This window comes from Alteromonas gilva (assembly GCF_028595265.1).
GTDB classification, from domain to species: domain Bacteria; phylum Pseudomonadota; class Gammaproteobacteria; order Enterobacterales; family Alteromonadaceae; genus Alteromonas; species Alteromonas gilva.
The window spans coordinates 1,659,150-1,683,689 of sequence record NZ_JAQQXP010000001.1 but is presented as its reverse complement, the minus strand read 5'-3'; the positions used below and the strand labels follow the sequence as shown (position 1 = coordinate 1,683,689).

The window sequence follows — 24,540 nt, the reverse complement described above, 5'->3', positions numbered from 1 at the left end:
AGTATAAAACGACATGGAATTATTTCATGGACTGAGCAGTTGGGCAGAGCAAAAGTCTGCCTGGCTGGTGTTGTTTCTTAGCGCATTAGCACTGGAACTGACAGCGCTCTATTTTCAGCATGGTATGGGCTTAGAGCCTTGCATTATGTGTATTTACCAGCGCACCGCTATGTGGGGTATTGTTTTGGCCGGTGCATTGGTACTGTTAGCCAACCACCCTCTCACGCGTCTGGTGGGCTACGCAATCTGGGGATATAGCGCGGTACGTGGCTTCCTGATAGCCTCTGAACATATCGAGATCATCGAGTCTGACGATCCGTTTTTTGGTACCTGCGAAATATTCCCGAATTTTCCGGAATGGGCACCCTTACATGAGTGGTTACCGGCGGTGTTCGCAGCCAAAGGCGATTGTCTGGAAAACAGCTGGCAGTTTATGTCGATGGGTATGGCCGAGTGGATGCAGATTATTTTCGGTGTTTATTTTGCGACCCTGGTTGTTGTATTACTGTCCAGAATTATCGACAAGAAACTCTTTTGATCGACCTTACTACCTTACCTATCAGGCTGGCCCCTATCATGACAGATAAGGGGCCCGTTAAAATCATCCGGGCACACAAGAAATACGCCCCAATGCTCGCCGAAGCGGGCAAAATCGCCCAACCCTCGGTTAAACCCTGGATGGGTTCTGAACTGGTGCCAACCACCCTTCGCAACGCAGAACACACACTCGACGCCATAGAGCACCAGCGCCGCATTGGTTACGGTATTGTGTACCTGCTGATATGGGATGATCAGTGTCTTGGGATGGGCTTACTGAACTATATCCATCCGGTTCACTTAAATGCCAGTCTGGGACTGTGGCTCACGCCTGATTCGCGTGGTAAAGGGCTCGGCATCACGCTGTGCAAACGCTTAATTGAGGTAGCAGAGGAAACCCTCAGATTACACCGCCTGGAATACTTCACATTACCCGACAACCAACCGTCGATAAAGTTGGCCAGAGCCCTCGGAGCACAAAAAGAAGGTGTGTGTAAACGGCGTATTTTAAATCAGGATGCGTTGTTATTCAGCTTGGTCTTGCCAGCGGCTAACAGCCAGCAGTAAAGCTAATCCAAATCCTGCAGTGGCCACAGCGCAATGTATTCTTCAAAATTATCCAAATCAGCATCAGCCTCGGCCACCGTTTTACCGCGCACCGACATACCTTCGCGATGCATAGCTGTTTTTTTACCGCGATTTAACAGCGGGTGCCAGGATGGCAGGCCTCGTCCTTCATGCAATCGCCGGTAGCTGCAACTGGTCGGCATAAAGAATATCTCTTTTAGATTATCCTTGGTCAGTTTAACGCAGTCAGGCACCAGCTCTGTGCGCCTGGCATACTGAGTACAGCTGCAGGTTTTGGTATTGAGCAAGTCACAGGCAATACTGGTAAAGTGAATTTCTTCGCTTTGCTGAACATAGTTGGTGGTGGCTGGCGCGTCGGCGGCATCGTCGTCGATAAACTTATGCAAACAACATTTGGCGCAGCCGTCACATAATGACTCCCACTCTGTCTGCGTCATTTCATCGAGGGACTTGGTTTCCCAAAAACGGTCTGTCATTAATTTATTCTACCCGTGTTTCAATCTGTAGCCAGGGCGGCATCGTTAGTGTCAATGTATCGCCGCTGTGAAGTGGGCCAACCCCCTTGGGTGTGCCGGTGAGCACTATATCGCCGGGTTCCAGCGTAAACACCTCAGAAATAGCGCACAATAAGCTTAGAGTATCACGCATCATCATCCTGGTATTGCCCTGTTGGCGTAACTCACCGTTAATGTGCAATGTAAATGACAAATCAGCTAGCCGGGCAATATCATCAAGCGCAATCATCGGACTCACAGGACAGGCGTTATCAAACGCCTTGGCGCGCTCCCAGGGCTGGCCTTTGTCTTTTAAACGCTGTTGCACGTCACGCAGGGTCAGATCGAGGGCTAAGCCCACACCGCCAATCGCACTGGCGGCCTGTGTTGCATCGGCGCGCGTTAAACGCTTGCTGATTAACACCGCGACTTCCAATTCATTATGGCACTCGCCTAATCCGGCCGGGATCGCAAGCGGCTCGCGCACGTCGCACAACGCTGTTGCGGGTTTCATAAACAACAATGGTTCTTCAGGCACGTCATTGTTGAGCTCCTGAATATGGTCAAGGTAGTTACGTCCCACACAGACCACCTTACCAACCGGCAGAGCCATTGTCTCACCATCAGGTTTACGGTGCTGATACATTAATTCCCCCGCTTTATGCGCTCAGAAAGGTAACTCACAGATATGCCAAAATAACTGGAGCGATTCCATTTCATTAGTGTATGAAAGTTTTGGTAAACCAGGTAAATACGGCCGTTAATCCCATCTGGCATAATTAACGAGGCGTTGATCTCAACGTCGGGTAAGTCATTACCGTTAAAGCGCCTCACGCCCTGCTGCTGCCAGAACGCCAATGGCTTAAATTTGCTTTTATCCAAACCGCTAAGCTGCGCATCAAAATCAGCCGGAACTGTTACCTGTCGGCCCCAGGTTGCATCATTCTGCCAGCCTTCAGAGGATAGAAAATTCGCGATCGAAGCAAAAACGTCAGCTGGTGTCCCCCAGATATCCTTGCGACCATCGCCGTCGTAATCAACCGCGTATTGCAAAAATGAAGTGGGCATAAACTGACTTTGCCCCATCGCGCCGGCCCAGGAGCCATTAAAGTCTTCAATGGCGATATGGTTTTCCTGCAAAATAGTCAGCGCGGCCATAAACTGCGCTTTAAACAGCGCTTCCCGGCGCCCCTCAAAGGCTAACGACGCCAATGCAGAGAGTACCGGATAACTGCCCTGCAAGCGGCCAAAGTTAGACTCATTGCCCCACAACGCCACAATAAAACGTGGTTGAACGCCGTACTCGCGACCAATTTTTGTAAGTAGCTGCCGGTGCGCTTCGAGCAGCGTAACGCCTTGTTCTACTTTCCAGTCTGGCACGCGGGTTTCAAGATAAGTATCCAGCGTGATTTTCTTTTCTGGCTGGTTTTTATCGGCTTTGACTACCGTCGCCCGGTAATAAACCGTCGCGAATACGTCTTCGACAAACTGCGGCGCAAAGCCAGCTTCAAGGGCTTCGTTGTACAGTTGTGTTTTGTAGTGGTCGAATTTCGCCAGCTCGGTATTATCATCGCCGGCAAGGGTGGGTAACGCGATTACACATAGTGATACGTATAACCACGACAACATAATGCGTATCATGGCTTAACCTTCTGCTGAGCGTGGTGACTTTCCTTGTTCAATCAGGTGGGCTTCCAGCCAGTTTTCTTCTTTGGGTGGCACCTGTAAATAAAAGCCGGGGTCGTCCATGGCATCAAGCAGTTTTTGTTTATCAACACCACCAAGCGTCTTGCGCTTTGCAATCGGCAGCATCATTACCAGCTGCGGCTCACCAAACCGTGCCATTAATGGCTCAGGCACGGCCGAAAAATCATCTTTATTAGGAACATACAAGTACATTCCTTCTTTTTTCAACGTTTTATAAACAGCAATTAACATATTCAACAAGTATTATCCTGATCCAGTATGGAGTTTACCAAGGGCGTAAAAATCGGCGCTCGCCAACCCGACAGCACATCGGGTTTTAGCCCCATGAGCTGGCACTCCTCGATGTCGAACCAATAGTATTTTAACAGTTGATTCAGTTGTTTTTTAGAGGCCAGTACTTCCTCAGTGACATCGTGCTCAGCAGCCAGAGCAGTGACCGCCTGTTTAAACCGCGCCAGGATTTGTTTATAGGCTGGAAAATCGATGAGCCGTTTTATTCGCTCCAAACGCTCATCAGGCGCCGCGTTGTCATATTCCTGCAGCCCGTCTCTCACCGCATTTAACACCATGTCCGGGTTGAGCCGCCGCTCCTGAGGAGTTAAGCAGTGAATGGCGGATAACGCCGCTTTGCTCTGCGGTAAGCGCAGGGCAATTTCATACATATGCGCTTCTTTAAACACAAAATTAAGTGCCATGTTGCGCTCTTGTGCCCGGCTCAGCCGCCAGGCAGCCAGGTGTTTTAACACGGTGAGTTGCTGGCTCGACAAGCGCCAGGCATTCTTGACCTGCAGGTACGCATACTGAGGCGGCAGCCTGACCTGCTTTTTAACGGCTAAACACGCCGACTCAGAAATCACCCAATCGACCTTGCCTTTGGCCTCGACCATGGCGAAGAGCTGCTCAAATGCGGGTAATAAATACAGTACATCATCGGCAGCATAACGGCACTGCTTGTCTGACAAAGGCCTGGCCAGCCAGTCGGTGCGCGACTCGCCCTTATCCAGCTCTTTATTGAGCAGCGTTTCAATCAGCCTGGCGTAACCCATTGTTGCGCCCAAGCCTAACAAACTGGCAGCAAACTGGGTGTCAAAAATGGGCGATGGCACCGTATTGAAAGTTGCCAGAAAAGCTTCTAAATCTTCGGAGCAGGAATGCAACACTTTGAGTACATCGGGGTTGGTCAGCAAGGCAACCAACGAGGACATATCACCGATGGCGAGAGGGTCTATCAACACCAGTTGGTGGCCGTCATACAGCTGTATTAAGCCCAGCTCAGGGGCCAGTGTTCGGGTACGAACAAATTCCGTATCAATGGCGATGGCTTTTTGGCGCGCCGCTTGTGCGCACATGGCATCAAGGGTTGCCTGATCCTGAATATAAATATAATCCATAACAAAAAACCGGCACGTGGCCGGTTCTACTCTCTCTATAGGCCTGGCGGCGCTAGCAGAGGTTATCCTCTCAGCTCGCGCCGTAAAATTTTACCAACATTGGTTTTGGGCAGTTCGTCTTTAAACTCAACATGTTTAGGGACTTTATACCCGGTCAGGTGGGTTCTGCAGTGTGAGATAACGGTTTCCGCTGTCAGCGAATCGTCTTTTCTCACGATAAACAATTTGACCACCTCACCACTCACATCATGAGGAACGCCAACTGCTGCGACTTCGAGCACCTGGTCGTGCATGGCTGCGACTTCTTCAATTTCATTCGGGAATACATTAAACCCGGACACCAGAATCATATCCTTTTTCCGGTCAACAATGTAGAAATATCCTTGTTCATCTGCGCGGGCGATGTCACCCGTTGCTAACCAGCCGTCGTTAAGTATCTCTGCGGTAGCATCCGCACGGTTAAAATAACCGGTCATGACCTGCGGGCCTTTTACCAGCAATTCGCCTGACTCGCCAGGACCTACCTCATTGCCCTGCTCATCAACCAGTTTAATATCGGTTGACGGTACCGGCAGGCCAATAGCGCCTTTGTACGCTTCGAGCTGCGGCGGGTTCACAGTAACTACCGGCGAACACTCCGTTAAACCATAACCTTCCAGTAACACCGTACCTGTGACTTTTTGCCATTTTTCGGCTACCGGTCGCTGTACCGCCATACCGCCACCCAGGCCAAACTTAAACTGCGAAAAGTCCAGTTCACTAAAGCCCGGCGTATTGAGCAGGCCATTAAACAGGGTATTAACGCCAGGCAAAATAGCAAACGGATACTTACTCAACTCTTTAACAAAACCCGGCATATCCTTGGGGTTGGTGATCAGTAAGTTAGGACAACCAAACTTTAAAAACAACAGACAGTTAGCGAGCAAAGCAAAGATATGATACAGCGGTAAGGCGGTGACCACTAAATCTTTGCCCGGGGTGATCACTGTCGATAAAATACCGGATACCTGTTCAAGATTGGCAATCATATTGCGATGCGTCAGCATGGCCCCTTTTGATACCCCGGTTGTACCGCCGGTGTACTGTAAAAATGCCAGGCTGTCGCCGTTCATTTCCGGCTTTTCGTAGCTTAGATTTTCGCCCGCTTTAACTGCCGACATAAATGACTTAGCTCCGGGCAGGCCATAATCGGGCACCATCTTCTTAACGTACTTAACCACGAAGTTAACCACCCAACGCTTGGGAGCCGGCAGCATATCGGCTAACGAGGTTAACAAGACTTCGCGCACACCGGTTTCAGATATAATCTTATCCAGCGTATGGGCAAAGTTATCGACAATGATAATGGCTTTGGCCTGACTGTCATTGAGCTGATGCTTGAGTTCGCGAGCCGTATACAAAGGATTAACATTTACCACCGTCATGCCGGCCCGCAAAATACCAAACATAGCAACAGGATATTGCAGTAAGTTGGGCATCATGATGGCGATAGCATCACCGGGCTCAAAGCCATTATTGAGCAAATAGGCGGCAAACTGTTTGGATAATGCATCCAGTTCGCTGAAACTCATGGTCTGGCCCATATTAATATAGGCCGTCTTGTCACCGTATTTAGCCACCGACTCATCGAGTATTTCGATAATAGAAGAGTAACGATCCGGATCGATATCCGCTGCTACTCTTGAGTCATAATGCTCAAGCCAGATTTTTTCCACCAATCTCTCCTGTCAACGTCAGTCTTTTCTGCGACTCTTGTTATTGTGTTACTCAGCCAGTTATGCTTACTGGTCTGACTTGTTGCCTATGATATAGGATGATCATCTAAAGATAAATGTTGTTGTTTACATTTGTTCAACAAACTGACAAATTGCCACGCCGACCGCTGTTGGATTAACCATGTGAAAATGATGGCCGCCAGAAAACAACTCAAACCGGCTACTTTTTAACCACACCTTGCGCACCGCATAGACATCCTGCAGATTTTTAAAGCTGTCTGACGCGCCACCGAACCATGCCGGGCACGCAATGTTGCGCATAATGTTTTCCGCTTGTTGAGCTGTTAAACGCAGCGTTGATTTGGTTCGCAGGCGCGGATCACTCGACCAGGTCGTCTCGCCTGAGTCCAGCTGTTTAATGTTGCGGCTGAGAATTTGCCGGGCATGTTCTTCCCGGGTATCGGTCATTTGACAGCGTGCCTGCACTGCTGACTCGAGATTGACAATACGGGGGGTAGCACGCTCAACGCTTTTGGGTTTGGGCAGACGGGACAGTAACGACGCTCTGATTTGTTCAGTGGTGGTATCGGCTTCCAGGGTTAAGGGGCCGCAGGCGTCAATCGACGCAATGCCGGTGACATACTCACTAAACACCGCAGCATAAATACTGGCTAAAATTCCGCCCAGCGAGTGACCAACAATAAATACGTTTTGCCAATCCTGTGACAATACCAGTTCGTGAATATCCTGCACATAATCGAGCTGGTTATACTGCGCACCGGCTGGCCGGTGAAAACTTTTACCATGACCGGGTAAATCCAGAGCAATAAACTGATAGTCTTTAAAGGCCGGCGCCAGACAAGCCAGGCTCGCCGCATTATCGAGAAAACCATGCAGTCCTAATACTACAGGGCCGGTGCCACCGTTAGTTAAACCGCGCAGTGCGCCGCCAGATAATAAAAACTCACATTGCTGCATTGCCGTACCTTGCCTACACCATAACCTTCAAAGAAACGAAGTTTAACAGCGGTACAGGCGAAATACGATATCAGGATGGCTGGACGTTAACGGTCCTACTGAAGGGTTGGCTATCAGCGATTGTGTAATTGAGTAGCGGCGGGCGGCAAGATATTGCCTTACCGCGCCAATCGGTTGCCGCTAAAGGGCAGACGACTGCCGTCAGTTGTTGCCCCAATTTTGCCCCGAGGGGCGAAAATCAGTGTTGTTCCACCTGTCGCCTGTTCACGCCGGCGCTTGGCTGGTTGCCTCTGAACGCTCGGCTTGATGACTGACTTACGTTGTCCCGGCGCAGCGGCCCCATTATTTGGCCGTTACTGGGCGCAATCGCGTTAAATCTGCCACCATTAAAGCGCGGGTTGTCATTGGAACGTAAAATGACCGCTCGCGGATAATGAAATCCCCACGGACGCCAGAACGGATGATAAAACGGCGAGTACCAGCCACTGTAAAAATTAAAAAATACGCCGGAGGTGTCGTACATGCGTTGTTGGCGCCACATGTAATAATTTTCGGTATTCAACGCAGGAAACATATATGGCTGTTCCCCCACCATGCCAGCCAGGGGTTTTCCCACGGTACCGACAAACGTTATGGTACGCCCTTCCTCAAACATAATGGGATCAACAAATTTATTTATGACCGCTTTAAAGCGGCCCACTGTGTCTTCTGAGGTGTTGGGTTTGCCATAATGATTAAGCGGGAAATGCACTACTTCGATCAAGGTTTTATTGGGCTTGTTTTCTACTTTGGTGATAATGCCGCCCCACCGCGCTGGTGTTCCAACGATAGTATCATCGGCAACCACCGCTTTATTGTATCCGGTAAGCTGACTTTCATCGGCGACTTTTATTGGTTCGGGAACGATTGCACAAGCAGACAAACTCAGGGCAAACAGAACAACTATTGTGCGTAATATCATAGTAAACCTTTTGTTGCAGCGTATATCCGAAAGTCAGCACTACTTAAGGAAACAGCGCCGGATCCATGTTTGCATTACTGCGGATATTTAAGACTCTATATCCTATACAGCGCAATACTTTGGTTCGGATCAGAAAACAGCATCTTGCACTTTTACTGTTACATAGTATCTGAAATAAAACTGAATGTAAGCTGAATTGACCGCCGCTCACCGCATAATTGATGGCCGGATTTACGCATAGATATCCACCCCCATCATTTCACGGATTGCTGCCCGCTTTATTTCGCGCTCATGGCTGCCATAGGCTTCGAGCGCTAAAATAGCCGGCCCCTGGGGCTTGTCGTAACCGGATGAACGTCTGAAGGCATCCGCTTTTGCATGCGATCCTGCATCACCGGTTAATGGCTGTGCCGCTGGTTTGGCATCGACTTTTCCTGGCGCAGGCGTCGCCCCATCGCTGGTGCGCGATGCAGGTTTAGGGCTGTTATTATTGCGCTCAATTAATGGCGCAATGAGAGCCTGACGAATCTCCATGATTAATGATGATACCAATAAGTCATTGAATAATCTGGGTTAAACAAACTGTGGCGGTGTCGTGCCACAGCAAAAACCCCATCCGCGTGCTTTTTAGCAGTATAGCGCTTTATACCCACATTCAAACCCATGGGTAGATACGTGCCTCTACAACTACTAATAAAATTATACAAAAAACGCGCCGTTTTAGCGGCCCGGCAGCTTTTTCCAGGTAACCGTGTTTCTGAGGTATTCAGGTGTCACCGCGTGAGCTGGTTGCCCCTGTCCCGCAGATAATGCTCGCTCGGCCAGTGGCAGCATAAAACGAGCATAAGGATAACTTACCTTAACCTCATGCGCTTGTAATTGCGCGGTGAGGACAGGATACGCTGCCCAGCCAGTGCCGGCAAAAGCAGCTGGTGCGTCGTCTAGCAGCTCCAGGGCTGCCTCCGGCGCGATAACCACTTCCTCTCCTTGCAGGGTAGCCAGTCCATCCTGGTTACTGAAGCGGCCAAAGTAAATTTCGTTCATACGCGCATCGATTGCAACGGCCACGTCACTCGCCGTTGTTGAGTCGATGACCTGCTGGGCCATAGCGGCCAGCGTACTTACGCCTGCCACCGGCAGTTCGCTGCCAAATGCAAGCCCCTGAATGATCCCCGTGGCAATACGTACGCCGGTAAAACTGCCTGGTCCGCGGCCAAATCCCAGGCCATCGAGTTGGCCAATACTGGCTCCTGCTTCTTGCATGACAGCGTCAATCATGGGCAGTATTTTTTGGCTATGTTGCTGCGGACATACCTCGTAGCGGGTATACAATGCATTGTTGTACTGCAGCGCAACAGAGCAGGCTTCGGTGGCGGTATCAATCGTTAAAATGTTCATTGTTGCTCTTCTGCTGACTCTTTAGTTGTTTCTTTGCTTTTATCTGATTGCGACGAGCCTGACTGATGCTCAATCGCCGCTAAAAAGGATTCGACTTCGGCCAAATCACGGGTGCGCTTCATGGCTGGCAAACTGCCCAAAAACGTTTGTGCATAAGGCTTTGTTACCAGGCGGTTATCACAAATCACCAGCACGCCGGCATCACTGGGATCCCGAATAAGACGCCCTGCGCCCTGCTTTAAAGTGATAACAGCCTGGGGGATCTGAATTGTACCAAAGGGGTTTCCGCCTTTTTTACGACATTCCTCCAGCCGCGCCTGCAACAGTGGATCATCTGGTGCGGCAAAGGGGAGCTTGTCGATCATAACGCAAACCAAATCGTTGCCGCGCACATCAACACCTTCCCAAAAGGCACCCGTGCCCAGCAGCACGGCGGCCGGATCGGCCAGATATTGCCTCAGTAGCGCCTGCTTGGACGTACTGCCCTGCACCAGCACCGGATTATCTATTTGCGACTGTAAAGTAGCGGCAACCTCTTGCAGCGCGGCATGACTGGTAAACAATAGAAAACAGCGCCCACCACTGGCCTTAATTAAGCGTTTAGCAATATCAGCTAACTGCGAGCGCATGGCCGGCTGGTGCGGCTCAGGCAGGTAGCGCGGTACACACAGCATGGCCTGTTTGGCATAATCAAAGGGGCTATCAAGTAACATGGTTTTGGCATTTTCCAATCCCATGCGGCGCTGAAAGTGAGTAAACTCACCATCCACCACCAGGGTAGCAGAAGTAAATACCCAGCCACGATCGTCAGACTCTACAAAGCGCCGAAATTTTGCGGCGATAGAAAGCGGGGTCATGTGCAAGACAATATGGCGCGGCGTGGTTTCGTACCATAAGCTCATTCCATCGTGCTCTTTAGTGGTAAACAACGCCAGCTTTTCGCGACTTTGTACAATCCTGTCAAACAGGTTATCGAGATCTTTATCGCGGCCCAAATGCAGCTTACAAATGTCGTACAACACCCCGACCGCGTCTTCCAGACGGCTCACCTGGGTGGCTACTTCGTCGCGTTTCATGGCTTCCAGCCAGTGGCCGCGCTGGGATTTGTCAGAAAACAACAGGCGTAAATCAGCCGCCTGCATGCGCACCTTTTCACCGGCGCGTTCAAGCTGTTCTGCGTCTTTGAGCACAGTGCGGTAAAGCAAGGTGATTTCTTTACAAATCTCGGTTAACTGGCGGGTGGAAATGGCCTCACCAAAATACTCGCTGGCAATTTCCGGTATCTGATGCGCCTCGTCAAATACAATGCAGTCGGCTTCTGGAATAAGCTCACCAAAACCGGTGTCGCGCAGCGCCATATCGGCGAAAAACAAGTGATGATTAACCACCACTATGTCGGCATCCATGGCGTTTTTTCTGGCCTTTACCAAATAACAGTCTTCGTAATCAGGGCATTCGCGGCCCAAACAGTTATCCACCGTTGAGGTAACTAGCGGGATCACGCGGGCGTCTTCCGGGAGAGTTTTGATTTCGCCAATATCGCCGGATTTAGTGGTATTCGCCCAGGCTCTTACCGTTGATAACTCGTTGAGCACATCGGCTTCGACCAGCGTAGAGTTACCACCATGTTGGGCAAGACGATGCAGGCAAAGGTAATTGGCCCGGCCTTTAAGGAGCGCCGTTTTACGATTGCTGGCCAGCGCTTTGCGGATCAGCGGTAAATCCCGGTGAAAAAGCTGTTCCTGTAAATTCTTGGTACCGGTAGACACAATGGCTTTGCCCTTCGACAATAACACCGGTGCCAGATACGCGAAGGTTTTACCGGTACCGGTACCCGCCTCTACAATCAGGCTGTCACTGTGAGTGATAGCGTTGGCAACGGCATTGGCCATATCAGTTTGTGCTTGCCTGGGACGAAAGCCATCAATGGTCTTCGCAAGCAGACCAGCGCCCGAAAATACGTCGTCTAAGCTGGGCATGGTTTCCCTGAGATTATGCAAAAAGCGTATTATGCCAAAGTTTTGTTGATGCGTCTGCCAGGGGCTGATTATCTTTGCTGTTAGAAGTTGGCCTGCCAGGCACATTCTTACCGAATCCGAACAGGGTTTAAATGTACTACAAATATCAACAGGAAAGTTGGAGACAATTAAAGCCGCGGTTATTACCTTTGATCTTTACATTTCAATATTTTCACTCCTGTCTTTGCAACAGCAATCCCTTACTAAATAAGACCTGTAAAGTGCAGTCTTGACATCACAGTTTGCAAGTAAACCCGCCGCCAAATCGTTAATGCCGGGCAAATACATCTGCGGCGCATAAGCTGAATGTAATATTTTTGTTTAAAATTTTATCTAAATTATAATATAAAACTACAATAATTTAACATTATAAACTATCCTACCTACGGTACGCAGTCCTAATACCGCACTATAGAGAGGTACCAAACTAACCATTCCTCCCACACACAATAAAGGGATAGATTAATGCTACGAAAACTAACTCAATCACTTTGCTTAGTCTGCGTGTTAGCTGCTAATGCTGCAGTAGCTGTGACACTTTCAGGTACCACTGATATCCACGACCCATCGACCATCATGCGCGAAGATGGCGTGTACTGGACCTTTGGTACCGGAGGCGGAGCAGCAACACTGCCAATCAATGCGCTCTACTCCACCGACATGGTAAACTGGAGCCGCGGCCCATCGCCTGTGACACCCAACACCTATCCAAGCTGGATAAACAACAAGGTTCCCGGTTTTGATGGTAACTTCTGGGCACCAGATATCATTGAAATGAAAGGTAAGTTTTACCTCTACTACTCGGCTTTCTCTGACAGCCAGGGTATGCATTCTGCCATCGGGGTGATGGTAACAGACTCGCTCAATAACCCTAACTGGCAGGATTTGGGCATGGTGGTATCCACCGTTGATGAACCTAATTCGCCGCAAGGCTTTCCGGTTAATGCTATTGATGCAGGCCTGTATCGTGATACCGCTGGCAATGTGTGGATGACTTATGGCTCCCACTACGCGGGACTTTTTATTCGCCAAATCAACCCAGACACCGGGTTGCTATTGAATAACACCCGATACAATGCAGTAGGTAACAATGGCGACTGGAACGAATTTGAAGCGCCGCAAGTGCAATATCTGGATGGCTATTACTATATGTTTGCTAATCTTGCTGACTGCTGCGCCGGTATTAACAGTAATTATTATGTGGTGATGGGGCGCTCCACTTCCCCCACCGGGCCCTTCCTGGACAAAAATGGGGTAGATATGTGGAATTACGGTGGCACAACCGTGCTTTCCACCGATGGTACTTATATTGGCCCTGGTCATTTTGGCTATCTACGCCATGGTACCCAGGATCTGGCAACCATTCATTATTATGATGGCACCACCAGCACAGGCTGGCCGGCACGGCTTGACGTATTGAAAATTAACTTCGGCAATGACGGTTGGCCACAGTTTAGCCGCAATTTTAATTTCAGCGGCGACACCCGTTTACGGGATGGCCGGGTCAGCATAACCTCAGTACTAAGTGGCCGGGCAATGGAAGTGAGTGCTGCCGGTACGACTGATGGCGACAATGTCGTGCAGTGGGGCTACTGGGGCGGTACTAATCAGCAATGGGATATCACTCATATTGGAGGCGGTTACTATACAATCGTCAACGCCAACAGTGGCAAATCGCTGGATGTGTTTGAAATGAGCACCGAGAATGGCGCCAACATCGCCCAATGGGCATTATGGGGTGGTGCGGGTCAGCAGTGGCAATTGCAATACGTTGGCAATGGCCAGTATGCCATTCGAAGTTATCTGAGCGATCTTGCACTGGATGTTTACAATATGAGTACTGCCGACGGCACTAATATAGTGCAGTGGTCTTACTGGGGCGGCAACGGCCAGCGATGGACCATAAATTATGTAGATTGATAGTGTAAAACCAACACATCAGACGGCGAATCTTCGTCGTCTTTTTAATGATCTTTTTTCGGCGGTTATCCGCTGAACTGACCAAAGCTCTTGGCAATAGTTGAGGTTAGATCAGCGGGAAATTGGCTGACACATAAACCCGGTATTGCCATGGTCCCAAACAGAGCGTGAATGATTCACACAGCTTGACACACTGACCGGCGAACACATCGATGTATTCATTATGATAGAGCGACTCGGAAAAGGTGACCCTGACAGGCGCCGCCGACAAATTCAGCACAACAAATACTTTTACCTGCTGCTGTTGACGCACAAAACTGAACACCTGATCGGGTTTGCAGTTAGGCACCTGAAGCATGCGCGCGCCGTATTCACCATTCCACAGTGCCGGTACTCGCTGCTTGAGTTTGATTAAAAACTTGTATAACTCGCCGATAGGATGCTCAGCTTGCCATTCGATGGGATCCCGCTCAAAAAATGCCAGGCGTTTGCTTTCACCGGCTTCTTGCCCGTTATGGATAAGCGGCATGCCCTCCCCTAACACCGACAGTACTATTGCCGCTTCAAGACAATCGCCAAACTGTTCTCGCTGCGTGCCATCCCAGGCATTTTTATCGTGATTGCTGACAAATGTCATGCGATAGGCATTGTGCGGCCAGGCTCGCTCGTTCCAGGAATAATACTTACGCAGGCGGTCTACCGGAGCACGACCATGGGCAATGTCGTGCAGGGCTTCATTCCAGCTCCAGGCATAGGTCATGTTAAACGCCTGTTCGTGTAAGTCGCGATTTTCCCATTCCGCCAGCATAAATACCGTTTTAACCGCATCCAGTGCGGCTTTGGCCTGATGCCAGAAATCGTTGGGTACATAGCCGGCCACATCGCAGCGGAATCCGTCAATATCGAACTCTTCCAGCCAATAGCGCATGGCATCGATCATATACTGGCGCAAGCCGGGCTGGTTGTAATCAAATTCAATGATATCGCTCCAGTCCCACCAGGGCGAAGGTCGAAAATCACCTTTGTAGTCGCGGGCGTACCACTCGGGATGTTCACTGACCAGCGGGTTATCCCAGGCGCTGTGATTTGGCACCCAGTCGAGAATCACTTTAAGGCCCAGTGCATGAGCCTGGCTGATAAGCTCTTTTAAACTGGCTGCATCGCCAAATTCCGGATTAATTGCACGAAAATCTTTTACCGCATAAGGGCTGCCTAATTTGCCTTTGCGGTGTTTTTCGCCGATGGGATGAATGGGCATTAGCCACACAATGTTAGCGCCCAAATCAGCGATGTGAGACAACCCGGCAGTTACTCCCTTAAAGGTACCTTCCTGGCTAAACTGACGGGTATTTACTTGATAGATAACTGCATTTTTACTCCACTTAGGTTGCTCCACCTGATATTGTAGGTGTGGATTAAATGACATCTGTGGCATCCTTTCGCCTATTTAATAGACACAACTCCACCATAGCAGACGAAGTAACACCACAACAAGTGTTATACTAAAGTATAAGAAAAATTCTATCCATTCACACACGGACTGTTTTGTGTGGTTCGCCGGGCGCCGGCTACATCAGCGTTAAACAATACTCAGGATGCCCAGGATCAGTACCCATACGGCAAAGAACAGTTTGATTTGATGCGCCGGAAACAACAACACCAGATAGCGCGCGAGGCGTCCGCCAATAACAGCGCCCGCGCCGGCAAACAACACTACCGACCAGTTAATAGCGTGGGTTACCAGTAGATGATGGACAGAGCCTGCCCATACTGCCGACGCCGACAGAATAACCGCTGCGCCGATTGCCATTGTGACACTACAACGCCGGATTATCAGATAGACAGCAACCAGTTCGCCAATGCCTACCGACAGATATGCCGTTATGATACCCCCGGCCAAACTTATTAATGCCAGCGCTGATTTATCTGCGCCGGTTAAATCCTGAGTATGCACTGTACTGTTAAGCCGTCTCAATGTAGCCAGGATGGCAATGGCAAGAAAAATAGAAAACACCCCAAAACTTAAATGCAACTGACTGGCAAAGTGGGTAAACCCCAGCGCCGGCAACCAGCGCTCAAACCCAAACTGCACCAGCCAAATCCCCAGCCATCCTATGGGAATGGTAATTTTCAGCACAGTCATGAGTGGGCGCCAGTCAGGGTTACCAGTTTGGGTAAGGCGGTAGTATTGTAACCAGCTCAATGCACCGGCAGTCATGCCACAACACTGAATGGCAAAACTGGTGGCGACAGACATCTGTGGCGTAAATTCGAGTTGTTGGAAAAAAGGCACAAATACCACACCGCCGCCGGCGCCGGTAGCGTTAGCAAAAATAGCCCCGACCACGCCGAGCAACAAAAAAGCCCCTGAGTCGACAATAAGTTGTGGAAACTGGGTATGAGTAACGATTACCAGCAGCCACAAAAAGCCTAACAGTGTTATCCACGGATGCGCAGCAATGGTCTTTTTCACGAACGTAACAACTCAATCAATAATCGCTGCACTTTGCCAGAAACCGGGCATAAATCCCAGTGGTAGTTTTACATTGCCCGGGCAGCGTGTGTCAGCGTTGTCAAATTCTGCTTAATTACTGTTATTTGGCTGCTCAGTATCTATACTGTCAGCAATAAGCTAGGTGTTGGTCAGCAACATGATTAAGGTTAAACATCAGGGCAAATACAGTCTGATTGAATTAAAACCCAACCGCTCCGCCGATTGGATACACAACAAATGGCTAATGCTGGCAATGGCTATAGTAGCATTCACAATTGCTTCAGCATGGGCATTATTCGGTTTATGGGTGGTGTTTCCATTCGCCGGTATAGAAATTGGCTTGCTGTGTTATCTGGTTTACCGGGTAAGCCACCAAACTTATCGCAAAGAAACCATTGCCATAGAGCAAACACACATCCATATACAATCTAACCAACGCCAATCAATGTGTATTTCCTTGTTGCGCGAGGACACTCATGTGGAACTGGCTGAAAGCCCGCTGGATTGGTATTTACCTCAGGTGAAATTAGTGTCGGGCGATAACAGTGTTGCCATTGGTGAATTTTTAAATCAAAGCGACCGACACCAGCTTTACGAAGAAATTAAAAAACTGGGCATACCGGCCTGGCGACATCATTGGTGGAAACATTAACGGCGTTTGCCCGCAGAGCATTGCTTACCTGCTAGTTAACCGGTAGATTGGTGGTTTTAAGCATGGCAAGCCATTAATGTTAAAGCGACTCGTTTTGCTACTGGGTGTTTTACTGACGGGTATAGTGTCGTTCTGTTGCCAGAGCGCATCGGTGTGGCAAATCAGTAAGGATGGTCAGAGTATCTACATCGGCGGCACATTACACATACTCAGCCCAGCTGATTTTCCATTACCCGAAGCTTATGCAACCGCGTATAACAATGCTGATAAACTGGTCTTTGAAACCGACATTGGTGGCCTCAATACCGCCCAGTTTCAGCGCGATATGATGCAACGGTTAACCTACCAGAATGGTACCCGGCTAAAAGATACGCTGTCGGAAAGTACGTACCGCCTATTGTCAGCGCATCTGGCTCAACGCAACCTCGATATTGCTGAGATGGCCCATTACACCCCGGCCCTGATGAGCATTACCCTGAGCGTCACGGAGCTACGCCAAATGGGTTTTACCAGTCAGGGAGTAGATGAGTTTTATTATTTTAGGGCCATGATGGACCGTAAACAAATCGACTGGTTTGAATCGCCACAACAGCAACTTGAATTCATTGCTGAATTGGGCGGCCAGGACGAAGACCAAATGATTCGCTATGCGCTGGAAGACGTTAAACAGCTACCCGATACCATTACTGAGCTCAAAACATTGTGGCGCAGTGGTGATATGCAGCAACTGTATCGCAACCAGGCCAGCCAGTTTCGTGATAACTTTCCGGCCATTTACCAGAGCTTGCTGATTGATCGCAACCAGCGGTGGCTGCCGATGATTGAAGCAATGATGACGGATGATACCACCGAGTTTGTGCTGGTAGGCACCATGCACTTATCCGGGGCCGATAGTGTGCTCGACTTACTGCAAAATAAAGGCTATCAGGTTTTACAACTTTAACAGCGAGTGTGCTTAAGTGTTAATATTCTCAGGTGTTCACATTTAGGTGTAGCGGACATCAGATAGTTAACTGTTCAGAAGAAAACGTCTGTATACCGCATAATTTGCCACTGAAGAATACTTCTGCAATAAGTGAGATACGCCGGAGGATGTCGGCTATATTATCCATGTTATTTCCTAATTGATATTGTCAGTGGAACCTATGCATTCACAACGCAAGCCGCTTTGCTTTTGGACTGCTTCAACCATTGCCGAGGAGAGATACCGAGCTTTTTCTTAAAAATGCGTACCAGCGCAGAGCCATGTTCATAGCCAACTTCGCTGGCCACAAAACTAACCGGCTTGTCGTTTTTAAGCAGCTTTTGAGCCTGTGCTAATCTGAGATCGGTGATGTAATCATTAGGCGTCTGGCCAACCAGATTCTTAAAGCTTTCGGCAAACTTTGAACGGGACATGGCAGCCAAGCCAGCGAGGCAATTGAGCGTCCAGTGATGTCCGGGATTGCTATGAATAGCGTCGATAACATTGCGCATTTGTGGGTGGTTTATTGCTGCGAGGGCTCCCTCGTGCAAACTGCCTTGTTCAGTAGCGTGTCTGAGCATTTGCAACATGAATATCTCGCCGAGTTTGTTGATCATAATGTCTTTACCGAAGCGCTGTTCAAATACTTCTTTAAACAGCCATTGAACGGTGCAGGACATTGAACAACTGGGCTTTACCTGTAAATACATCATGTCGGGCAACGCTTTTAGCAACATTGATGAATTGTTCAAGCAAAAGGACACGCTGGCACTAATCAGCGCTGCTGGTGAGTCTCCCTTTGCTTCCAGGCGATGAGGTATAGCAGTAGATAATAGGACAATCGAAGGGCGATCGAGTAATATCTCGTTACCTCCCTTCTGAACAATCTTTACAGTGCCGGACTCAAGCAGATGTAAGCGACCACTGTTATTAAAGTGACGTACGCCACAAAATGAGCCGCTATGATCAACGGTTGTAGTAAAGGCGTGTTGATTGAGTATTCCATTTAAGTTATTCATACCATATGTCTCTTATCTCGCGGTATCTGTACTACCGGCTATAGGGTTGATGGGATAACTTCAAACGTCATTACTGCTCAATTTATGACGTGACTACCGTTATCAATAAAATGAACCGATCTGTTTCTTTTTTCTTTTGCCGAATGCGTTTAATTTCATTCATTATTTTGCTATCCAGGTTTGTGCTTTATTGTTCAGGAGAACGTATTCCTATAAACCAAGCTCTGCTAATCCAGGGTGCTCATCAGGTCGACGACCAAGCGTTTCGGTAATAGGCAAATGATTTAGCAAGGCATAACGGTTTACCATTAAACCCTACTCGTTAAACTCCCAGTTTTCGTTACCGTAAGAACGAAACCCGTTTGAAGAGTCATCACGCCACTCTTAGGCATATCTCGCGACTATGCGATTTTCACTGAATGCCCACAATGCTTTGATCAGGCGACAATCCAGTTCTTTAGCCCATTTGCGCAGCAGAAGTCGTGTTCCGGGTTGGCATTGAAAACCGCTCTTATTCTCGCATCAACATGTAAAATAACACTCATTTTTAACCCTCCTTCTCGGTTAAATCTGACTGTTATTTTTATGCTTAAACTCATTATTCACAAACGAGTAAAAAACACTTTAGGGTGAATTATACTCATCTATAGTTGTTCTTTGACTGAGGAAGAGGAATGGTAAGGCCTTACCATTTCCCGTAAGCCGGAAATTGTCTAGGTTAGGAAAATACCATTTCGAAGTGACTCGTCGAATTACCTACAGACCCAATAGCTTTGCTTGGGTTGCCAGAAACGTTATCAATAAGAAACGCAATAAAGGCCTGCCTGAGATCGTTAGAAAGTAAGTGAGCTTTTTGTATTAACCTCATTTGAGAATACAGGCTAAGAGAATTGACGTTTGCGGTGAGTAGCTTTTCGTCAGCAAAATTAAGTCCGGTTAAATCTGGTTTTAATTTATTGCCCGCTCAGGTTAGTACATGTTCGTCTCAGGCCTGCGTGAACTGAGGACCTGATTACATCCTTGTCATTGCAACTGCCCGGGCCTTGATTTTTACGCGAGGTTAATGGATCTCGTTTACGGCGGCAGGTGAATGCCACCGCAATAATCACGATATTAGCGCTGTGGTGTAAATACCTGTACTGCGTTGAGGTGTGAATCACGGGAGCGAACATTGCCACCGGTAACGAATATCTTATCGACAATTGCCGCACTGGCATTATGCCTGCTCGGCTTAAAAGGAAGCGCAGCGTTTAACCATGTTGCACGGGCAAAATCAAAGTAAAGCACCTGATCCAGTTGATCATAGTCACCAAACGTATATAACCCATCCTTCGTTGCAACCACAGAGTGGGCACTGGTTGCTACAGGCATGTCTGGCATTGCACTCCAGTTCATTGATGACAGATCGAATTTATAAAAATCGCGGTACTGACGTCTGCCATCGAAACCGCCCGTGATATAAATATCGCCGTTATATGCCGCAGCGCGCGTTGACAAAGCAACCGGCATATCAGGTAATGCCGCCCAGGTTTGGGTATTCGTATCAAAAACACTCACCCAGGGCACATATAACAGCGCGTTTCTGAGTTTTTTGCCGGCGGTTTCGCCACCGAAAACATAAATTTTGTTGTCGGCCAATACAGCCGTATTCCCGCGCGTTGCTCTGTCATGCGCCTGGGTTAGTTTTACTTCGTGTGTGCGAACGTTGAATACCTCAACGGCGGTTTGCAAATAAGGACGTCCTTCATGAGCACTGATGCCGCCAATGATATAGATAGACTCCTCACCATCCCATACTGCGCTAAAGTAGCGTCGGGGTATGATTTTATCCTTGAGTAATTCAGATGTAGAACTCTGCGGATTGATTATCTCGATATCACCAGATAACCCCTTATCAGTGCTGCCACCTAACACAAATAACGATTTACCGTCAGTCACCGTAGCGTGACCGTAGCGCCCGGTTGTCATGGTGAAGGATGTGCCCTCTGGTGTTGGCTCGGGTATGGCACTGCAACCGGATATGGCCGCTACGAATAGCAGTATGAAAGAGAATCGTCGCAGAAGTTGGGGGTATGCTTGCATGTTAATATCCTTATAGGTTCCTACATATCCGGCTGAAATTGCCGGTAAGTACGCCGTTAATTCCACCAGCGCTAACATCCGGGTTAACCATCATCGAACGCTGGAGCAGCTTACAACAAAAAACCCGCCGGAGGGCGGGTTTTTATTTTATTACTTTTTCAGCTGTTTCGAATTACTTGGCTGCTTTACGCGCTTTCGCTTCTTCGATTACCTTGTCAGCAACGTTTTGCGGACATGATGAGTAGTGGCTGAATTCCATAGAGAACTGACCACGACCTGAAGTAATCGTACGCAAGTGACCAATGTAGCCAAACATTTCTGACAGTGGAACGTCAGCTTTAATGCGAACACCTGTTGCACCGGCTTCCTGATCTTTGATCATACCACGACGACGGTTAAGGTCACCGATTACGTCACCAACGTTGTCTTCCGGGCTGAACACGTCAACTTTCATGATTGGCTCAAGAAGCTGAGGGCCTGCTTTAGGGATAGACTGACGGAATGCACCTTTCGCTGCAATTTCGAACGCGATTGCTGATGAGTCAACGGCGTGGAAACCACCGTCAAACAGTTCAACTTCAACGTCCAGTACCGGATAACCAGCCAGAACACCCTGACCCATCATAGACTTAAAGCCTTTTTCGATGGCTGGGAAGAATTCTTTAGGTACGTTACCACCAACAACAGAAGACGTGAACGTAAAGCCTGAGTTTTGCTCACCTGGCTTGATACGGTAATCAATCTTACCGAACTGACCAGAACCACCAGACTGTTTCTTGTGCGTGTAGCTGTCTTCTACCGGAGTAGTGATAGTTTCACGGTAAGCAACCTGTGGCTGACCTACTTCCAGCTCAACGCCGTAAGTACGCTTCAGAATGTCTACTTTGATGTCTAAGTGCAGCTCACCCATACCTTTCAGGATGGTTTCGCCAGAATCTTCATCAGTTTCAACCTGGAACGATGGATCTTCAGCAACCAGTTTACCGATCGCAATAGACATCTTCTCGTTAGCGCCTTTGTCTTTTGGCTTAACCGCAATCGAGATTACCGGCTCAGGGAAGATCATCGGCTCAAGTGTACACTCGTGCTTAGGATCACACAGGGTGTGACCAGTCTGTACGTTCTTCATACCAACGATGGCCAGAATGTCACCGGCGTGAGCAGATGTCAGTTCTGTACGCTCATCGGCGTGCATCTCAACCATCCGACCGATACGCTCGGTTTTACCGGTTGCTGAGTTAAGGATGGTGTCACCCTTGTTCAGTACACCAGAGTAAACGCGGATAAAGGTCAGGGCACCGAAACGGTCATCCATGATTTTAAACGCTAATGCACGGAATGGCTCGTCAGTAGATACTGTTGCAACTTCGCCAGTAGGCTCACCAGTTTCAGGATCAGTCAGATCCTGTGGGTCAACTTCTGTCGGAGAAGGCAGATAATCAATAACGGCGTCCAGAACCAGCTGAATACCTTTGTTCTTAAATGCAGAACCACAGAACGTTGGGAAGAACGTCAGATCGCGAGTACCTTTACGGATACAACGCTTGAGGTCTTCAATAGAAGGCTCTTCGCCGTCCATGTAAGCCATCATCAGATCGTCGTCTTGCTCAACAGCGGTTTCTACCAGCATTTCGCGGTATTCTGCGGCTTTTTCTTTCATGTCTTCCGGGATATCAACCACTTCGTAGTTTTCTGGCAGGCCAGAATCGTCCCAGATGTAAGCTTTTTGTTCCAGTACGTCTACTACGCCGCAGAACTCATCTTCGATACCGATAGGCAGCGTCATAACCAGCGGGTTAGCCGCCAGTACTTTCTTAACCTGACCAACAACACGGTAGAAGTCTGCACCCATACGGTCCAGTTTGTTAACGAAGATAACACGTGCAACTTCTGATTCGTTAGCATAACGCCAGTTAGTTTCAGACTGTGGCTCAACACCACCTGAACCACAAAATACGCCGACACCACCATCTAATACTTTCAGTGAACGATAAACTTCAACAGTGAAGTCAACGTGTCCTGGAGTATCGATGATGTTCATGCGGTGATCTTTCCAGAAACAAGTCGTTGCCGCAGACTGGATAGTAATACCACGCTCTGCTTCTTGTTCCATAAAGTCAGTCGTTGACTCACCGTCGTGTACCTCACCAGTTTTATGGATTTTACCGGTAAGTTTCAAAATACGTTCTGTAGTGGTAGTTTTACCCGCGTCTACGTGGGCGAAAATACCAATGTTTCTGTAATGAGATAAGTCTGCCATTAGTTCACTTTCATTGATTCAGAGTAAAAAAACGGCGCGATTATATAGGATTTCCATACTGGATTTATAGTCCTTTCTGAAAAAAGACTAAAACTTATCCAGCGAAAACCTGGCCGTTTTTACACAAAATATTGATTTAAAAGGTTTAAACGCTCAGCTTTTGCGAAGCACCGCAACTGTCACTTCGTCTCTATTGTGGTAGAGATGCCGTGTTTTGATAGTTGCCTTAATGTTAGCAGAGGCTAATTTTGCTTCAACCGCCTGAATTGCGGCGTATACGGTCTCACATCGGCGTTTCATCGGCAACTTTAAATTGAAAATAGCGTGAGTTGCCCACTGCTTCACCAGCCAGGCAGCCATCAGTTCAGCTACCCGGTCGGGCTGCTCAATCATATCGCACACTAACAATTCAACGTGGCCCAGCTGCGGGCGGTATTTAAATCCGTCTTCAGCGCGATAATCTACCAGCCCTGTGGCCATCAAATCAGCGTCCATTTTTCCGTTATCCACCGCTTCAACGTGCATTTCGCGGATCACCAGTTGGTAAGTCCATCCGCCCGGACAGGCGCCCAGGTCCACCGCACGAGCGCCCGGTCGGCATATTTCGTTGCGCTCCTGCTCGCTGAGCATGGTGAGCAACGCCTCCTCCAGTTTTAGCGTGGAGCGGCTCGGCGCCTTAGGCGGAAATTTTAAGCGGCAAATACCGTTGGCAAAGGGACTGCGCTGACGCGGCTGGCTAATCCCCACATAGCAGCAATCACCGGCCACAAAAAATACATGCAATGCGGGTAAATTAAGCTGCTCTTTGGCAGTTAACCAGCCTTTCCCCCTGAGAGCCTGACGCAGCGGCACAGCAAACTTGCGACACAGCTTGGCAAGGGTTTTACCGTCCTCGGTGTCCGGATACTCAACCATCAGCGTACCGCAGCGCGGTGGCGGTTGTTCATCAAGCAAAGCCAGTACCGGACCAATGCGATCGGCGGTATCCTCAATGGTTATTTTACCGATTACGGCAAACAGCTGTCGTGCGAAAACGGTATCATCCACAGCAGTTTGACCAATAAACTCCTGCGCCGCTGCGGGCGCCTGAAACTGATAAGTTACAAAGGCTTCACCCGCCTTCATTAATGGGTAGCCGTAGCAGCCCCGGGCGGCGGTAAGGCGGGTTAACTCGTTACCGGTATCGACCTCATAGCCGGGCCGGCAATAAGCTAATATACTGTTGCTGGTCATTCATCTAGTCCGTAAAGGGGGGAGTTACCGGCTGAGCCGGTTGTGAATAAAATTTCATGCTGTTTGGTCCTCGCCAAAAACTGGCCTCGTGCGAGGCGCTTTAAACGTTGTGTTGCTAAGCGGCTATAT

General features: G+C 48.8%; 22 protein-coding genes and 1 pseudogene. 5 read left to right on the top strand and 18 right to left on the bottom strand.

Annotated features, from left to right (window positions below; all coding sequences use genetic code 11):
• Nucleotides 1–13: 13 nt before the first annotated feature.
• Nucleotides 14–538, top strand: coding sequence for a disulfide bond formation protein DsbB (gene dsbB, locus OIK42_RS07455; RefSeq protein ID WP_273639516.1), 525 nt, complete (start codon nucleotides 14–16; stop codon nucleotides 536–538).
• A gap of 38 nt (nucleotides 539–576) precedes the next feature.
• Entirely contained in the window at nucleotides 577–1,104 is a 528-nt protein-coding gene (locus OIK42_RS07450) for a GNAT family N-acetyltransferase (RefSeq protein WP_273639515.1), read from the top strand.
• Nucleotides 1,105–1,106: 2 nt separating this feature from the next.
• Here OIK42_RS07450 and OIK42_RS07445 read toward each other — a convergent pair whose 3' ends face one another.
• The 11 genes from OIK42_RS07445 to yoaA all read right to left on the bottom strand — a co-directional run bounded on the left by OIK42_RS07445 (nucleotide 1,107) and on the right by yoaA (nucleotide 11,748).
• Entirely contained in the window at nucleotides 1,107–1,601 is a 495-nt protein-coding gene (locus OIK42_RS07445; RefSeq protein ID WP_273639514.1) for a YcgN family cysteine cluster protein, read from the bottom strand.
• Between the two features lie 4 nt (nucleotides 1,602–1,605).
• Nucleotides 1,606–2,265, bottom strand: a complete 660-nt coding sequence (locus OIK42_RS07440) for a fumarylacetoacetate hydrolase family protein (RefSeq protein WP_273639513.1) — start codon at nucleotides 2,263–2,265, stop codon at nucleotides 1,606–1,608.
• Entirely contained in the window at nucleotides 2,265–3,260 is a 996-nt protein-coding gene (locus OIK42_RS07435; protein ID WP_374211843.1) for a lytic murein transglycosylase, read from the bottom strand. Before OIK42_RS07435 ends, OIK42_RS07440 begins: the two co-directional genes overlap by 1 nt.
• A 3-nt stretch (nucleotides 3,261–3,263) precedes the next feature.
• Nucleotides 3,264–3,557 carry a YcgL domain-containing protein gene (locus OIK42_RS07430; RefSeq protein WP_273641428.1) on the bottom strand — a complete coding sequence of 98 codons (294 nt, stop codon included), beginning with the start codon at nucleotides 3,555–3,557 and terminating at the stop codon, nucleotides 3,264–3,266.
• A gap of 2 nt (nucleotides 3,558–3,559) precedes the next feature.
• Entirely contained in the window at nucleotides 3,560–4,717 is a 1,158-nt protein-coding gene (gene rnd / locus OIK42_RS07425; RefSeq protein WP_273639512.1) for a ribonuclease D, read from the bottom strand.
• Between the two features lie 62 nt (nucleotides 4,718–4,779).
• Nucleotides 4,780–6,432, bottom strand: a complete 1,653-nt coding sequence (gene fadD / locus OIK42_RS07420; RefSeq protein WP_273639511.1) for a long-chain-fatty-acid--CoA ligase FadD — start codon at nucleotides 6,430–6,432, stop codon at nucleotides 4,780–4,782.
• A 126-nt stretch (nucleotides 6,433–6,558) separates the two neighbouring features.
• Nucleotides 6,559–7,410, bottom strand: coding sequence for an alpha/beta hydrolase (locus OIK42_RS07415; RefSeq protein ID WP_273639510.1), 852 nt, complete (start codon nucleotides 7,408–7,410; stop codon nucleotides 6,559–6,561).
• A gap of 238 nt (nucleotides 7,411–7,648) precedes the next feature.
• A complete protein-coding gene (locus OIK42_RS07410; protein ID WP_273639509.1) occupies nucleotides 7,649–8,371 on the bottom strand; it encodes a Slp family lipoprotein in 723 nt (240 codons plus the stop codon).
• Nucleotides 8,372–8,602: 231 nt separating this feature from the next.
• Nucleotides 8,603–8,923: a hypothetical protein gene (locus OIK42_RS07405; RefSeq protein ID WP_273639508.1), complete on the bottom strand. Its 321-nt coding sequence runs from the start codon at nucleotides 8,921–8,923 to the stop codon at nucleotides 8,603–8,605.
• 168 nt (nucleotides 8,924–9,091) lie between these two features.
• A complete protein-coding gene (gene tsaB / locus OIK42_RS07400) occupies nucleotides 9,092–9,769 on the bottom strand; it encodes a tRNA (adenosine(37)-N6)-threonylcarbamoyltransferase complex dimerization subunit type 1 TsaB (protein WP_273639507.1) in 678 nt (225 codons plus the stop codon).
• Nucleotides 9,766–11,748 carry a DNA repair helicase YoaA gene (yoaA, locus tag OIK42_RS07395; RefSeq protein ID WP_273639506.1) on the bottom strand — a complete coding sequence of 661 codons (1,983 nt, stop codon included), beginning with the start codon at nucleotides 11,746–11,748 and terminating at the stop codon, nucleotides 9,766–9,768. The genes tsaB and yoaA overlap by 4 nt, the downstream gene beginning before the upstream one ends.
• 504 nt (nucleotides 11,749–12,252) lie before the next feature.
• Here yoaA and OIK42_RS07390 point away from each other — a divergent pair.
• Nucleotides 12,253–13,707 (top strand): family 43 glycosylhydrolase, encoded by a 1,455-nt coding sequence (locus tag OIK42_RS07390; protein WP_273639505.1) that lies wholly within the window; start codon nucleotides 12,253–12,255, stop codon nucleotides 13,705–13,707.
• Between the two features lie 106 nt (nucleotides 13,708–13,813).
• Here the strand turns inward: OIK42_RS07390 and OIK42_RS07385 are convergent, their stop codons facing one another.
• Both OIK42_RS07385 and OIK42_RS07380 read right to left on the bottom strand, forming a co-directional pair.
• Nucleotides 13,814–15,133 carry an alpha-amylase family glycosyl hydrolase gene (locus OIK42_RS07385; protein ID WP_273639504.1) on the bottom strand — a complete coding sequence of 440 codons (1,320 nt, stop codon included), beginning with the start codon at nucleotides 15,131–15,133 and terminating at the stop codon, nucleotides 13,814–13,816.
• Between the two features lie 153 nt (nucleotides 15,134–15,286).
• The gene (locus OIK42_RS07380) at nucleotides 15,287–16,180 is read right to left on the bottom strand and encodes a sulfite exporter TauE/SafE family protein (RefSeq protein WP_273639503.1); all 894 of its coding nucleotides are present in this window, start codon (nucleotides 16,178–16,180) and stop codon (nucleotides 15,287–15,289) included.
• Nucleotides 16,181–16,358: 178 nt separating this feature from the next.
• On the opposite strand from OIK42_RS07380, the gene OIK42_RS07375 reads away from it, so the two are divergent.
• Together OIK42_RS07375 and OIK42_RS07370 are read left to right on the top strand one after the other, a co-directional pair.
• Nucleotides 16,359–16,853 carry a DUF2244 domain-containing protein gene (locus OIK42_RS07375; RefSeq protein ID WP_273639502.1) on the top strand — a complete coding sequence of 165 codons (495 nt, stop codon included), beginning with the start codon at nucleotides 16,359–16,361 and terminating at the stop codon, nucleotides 16,851–16,853.
• A gap of 76 nt (nucleotides 16,854–16,929) precedes the next feature.
• Complete coding sequence (locus tag OIK42_RS07370) at nucleotides 16,930–17,796, top strand: TraB/GumN family protein (protein WP_273639501.1); 867 nt, start codon at nucleotides 16,930–16,932, stop codon at nucleotides 17,794–17,796.
• 200 nt (nucleotides 17,797–17,996) lie between these two features.
• Here OIK42_RS07370 and OIK42_RS07365 read toward each other — a convergent pair whose 3' ends face one another.
• The 5 genes and pseudogenes from OIK42_RS07365 to rlmM form a co-directional block, all read right to left on the bottom strand.
• Nucleotides 17,997–18,836, bottom strand: a complete 840-nt coding sequence (locus OIK42_RS07365) for a helix-turn-helix domain-containing protein (RefSeq protein WP_273639500.1) — start codon at nucleotides 18,834–18,836, stop codon at nucleotides 17,997–17,999.
• A gap of 315 nt (nucleotides 18,837–19,151) precedes the next feature.
• Nucleotides 19,152–19,310: pseudogene (locus OIK42_RS07360) on the bottom strand (DUF1348 family protein).
• Nucleotides 19,311–19,949: 639 nt separating this feature from the next.
• Entirely contained in the window at nucleotides 19,950–20,918 is a 969-nt protein-coding gene (locus tag OIK42_RS07355; protein ID WP_273639499.1) for a Kelch repeat-containing protein, read from the bottom strand.
• A 172-nt stretch (nucleotides 20,919–21,090) separates the two neighbouring features.
• Nucleotides 21,091–23,178, bottom strand: coding sequence for an elongation factor G (fusA, locus tag OIK42_RS07350; RefSeq protein WP_273639498.1), 2,088 nt, complete (start codon nucleotides 23,176–23,178; stop codon nucleotides 21,091–21,093).
• 153 nt (nucleotides 23,179–23,331) lie between these two features.
• A complete protein-coding gene (rlmM, locus tag OIK42_RS07345) occupies nucleotides 23,332–24,411 on the bottom strand; it encodes a 23S rRNA (cytidine(2498)-2'-O)-methyltransferase RlmM (protein ID WP_273639497.1) in 1,080 nt (359 codons plus the stop codon).
• Between the last annotated feature and the right edge of the window lie 129 nt (nucleotides 24,412–24,540).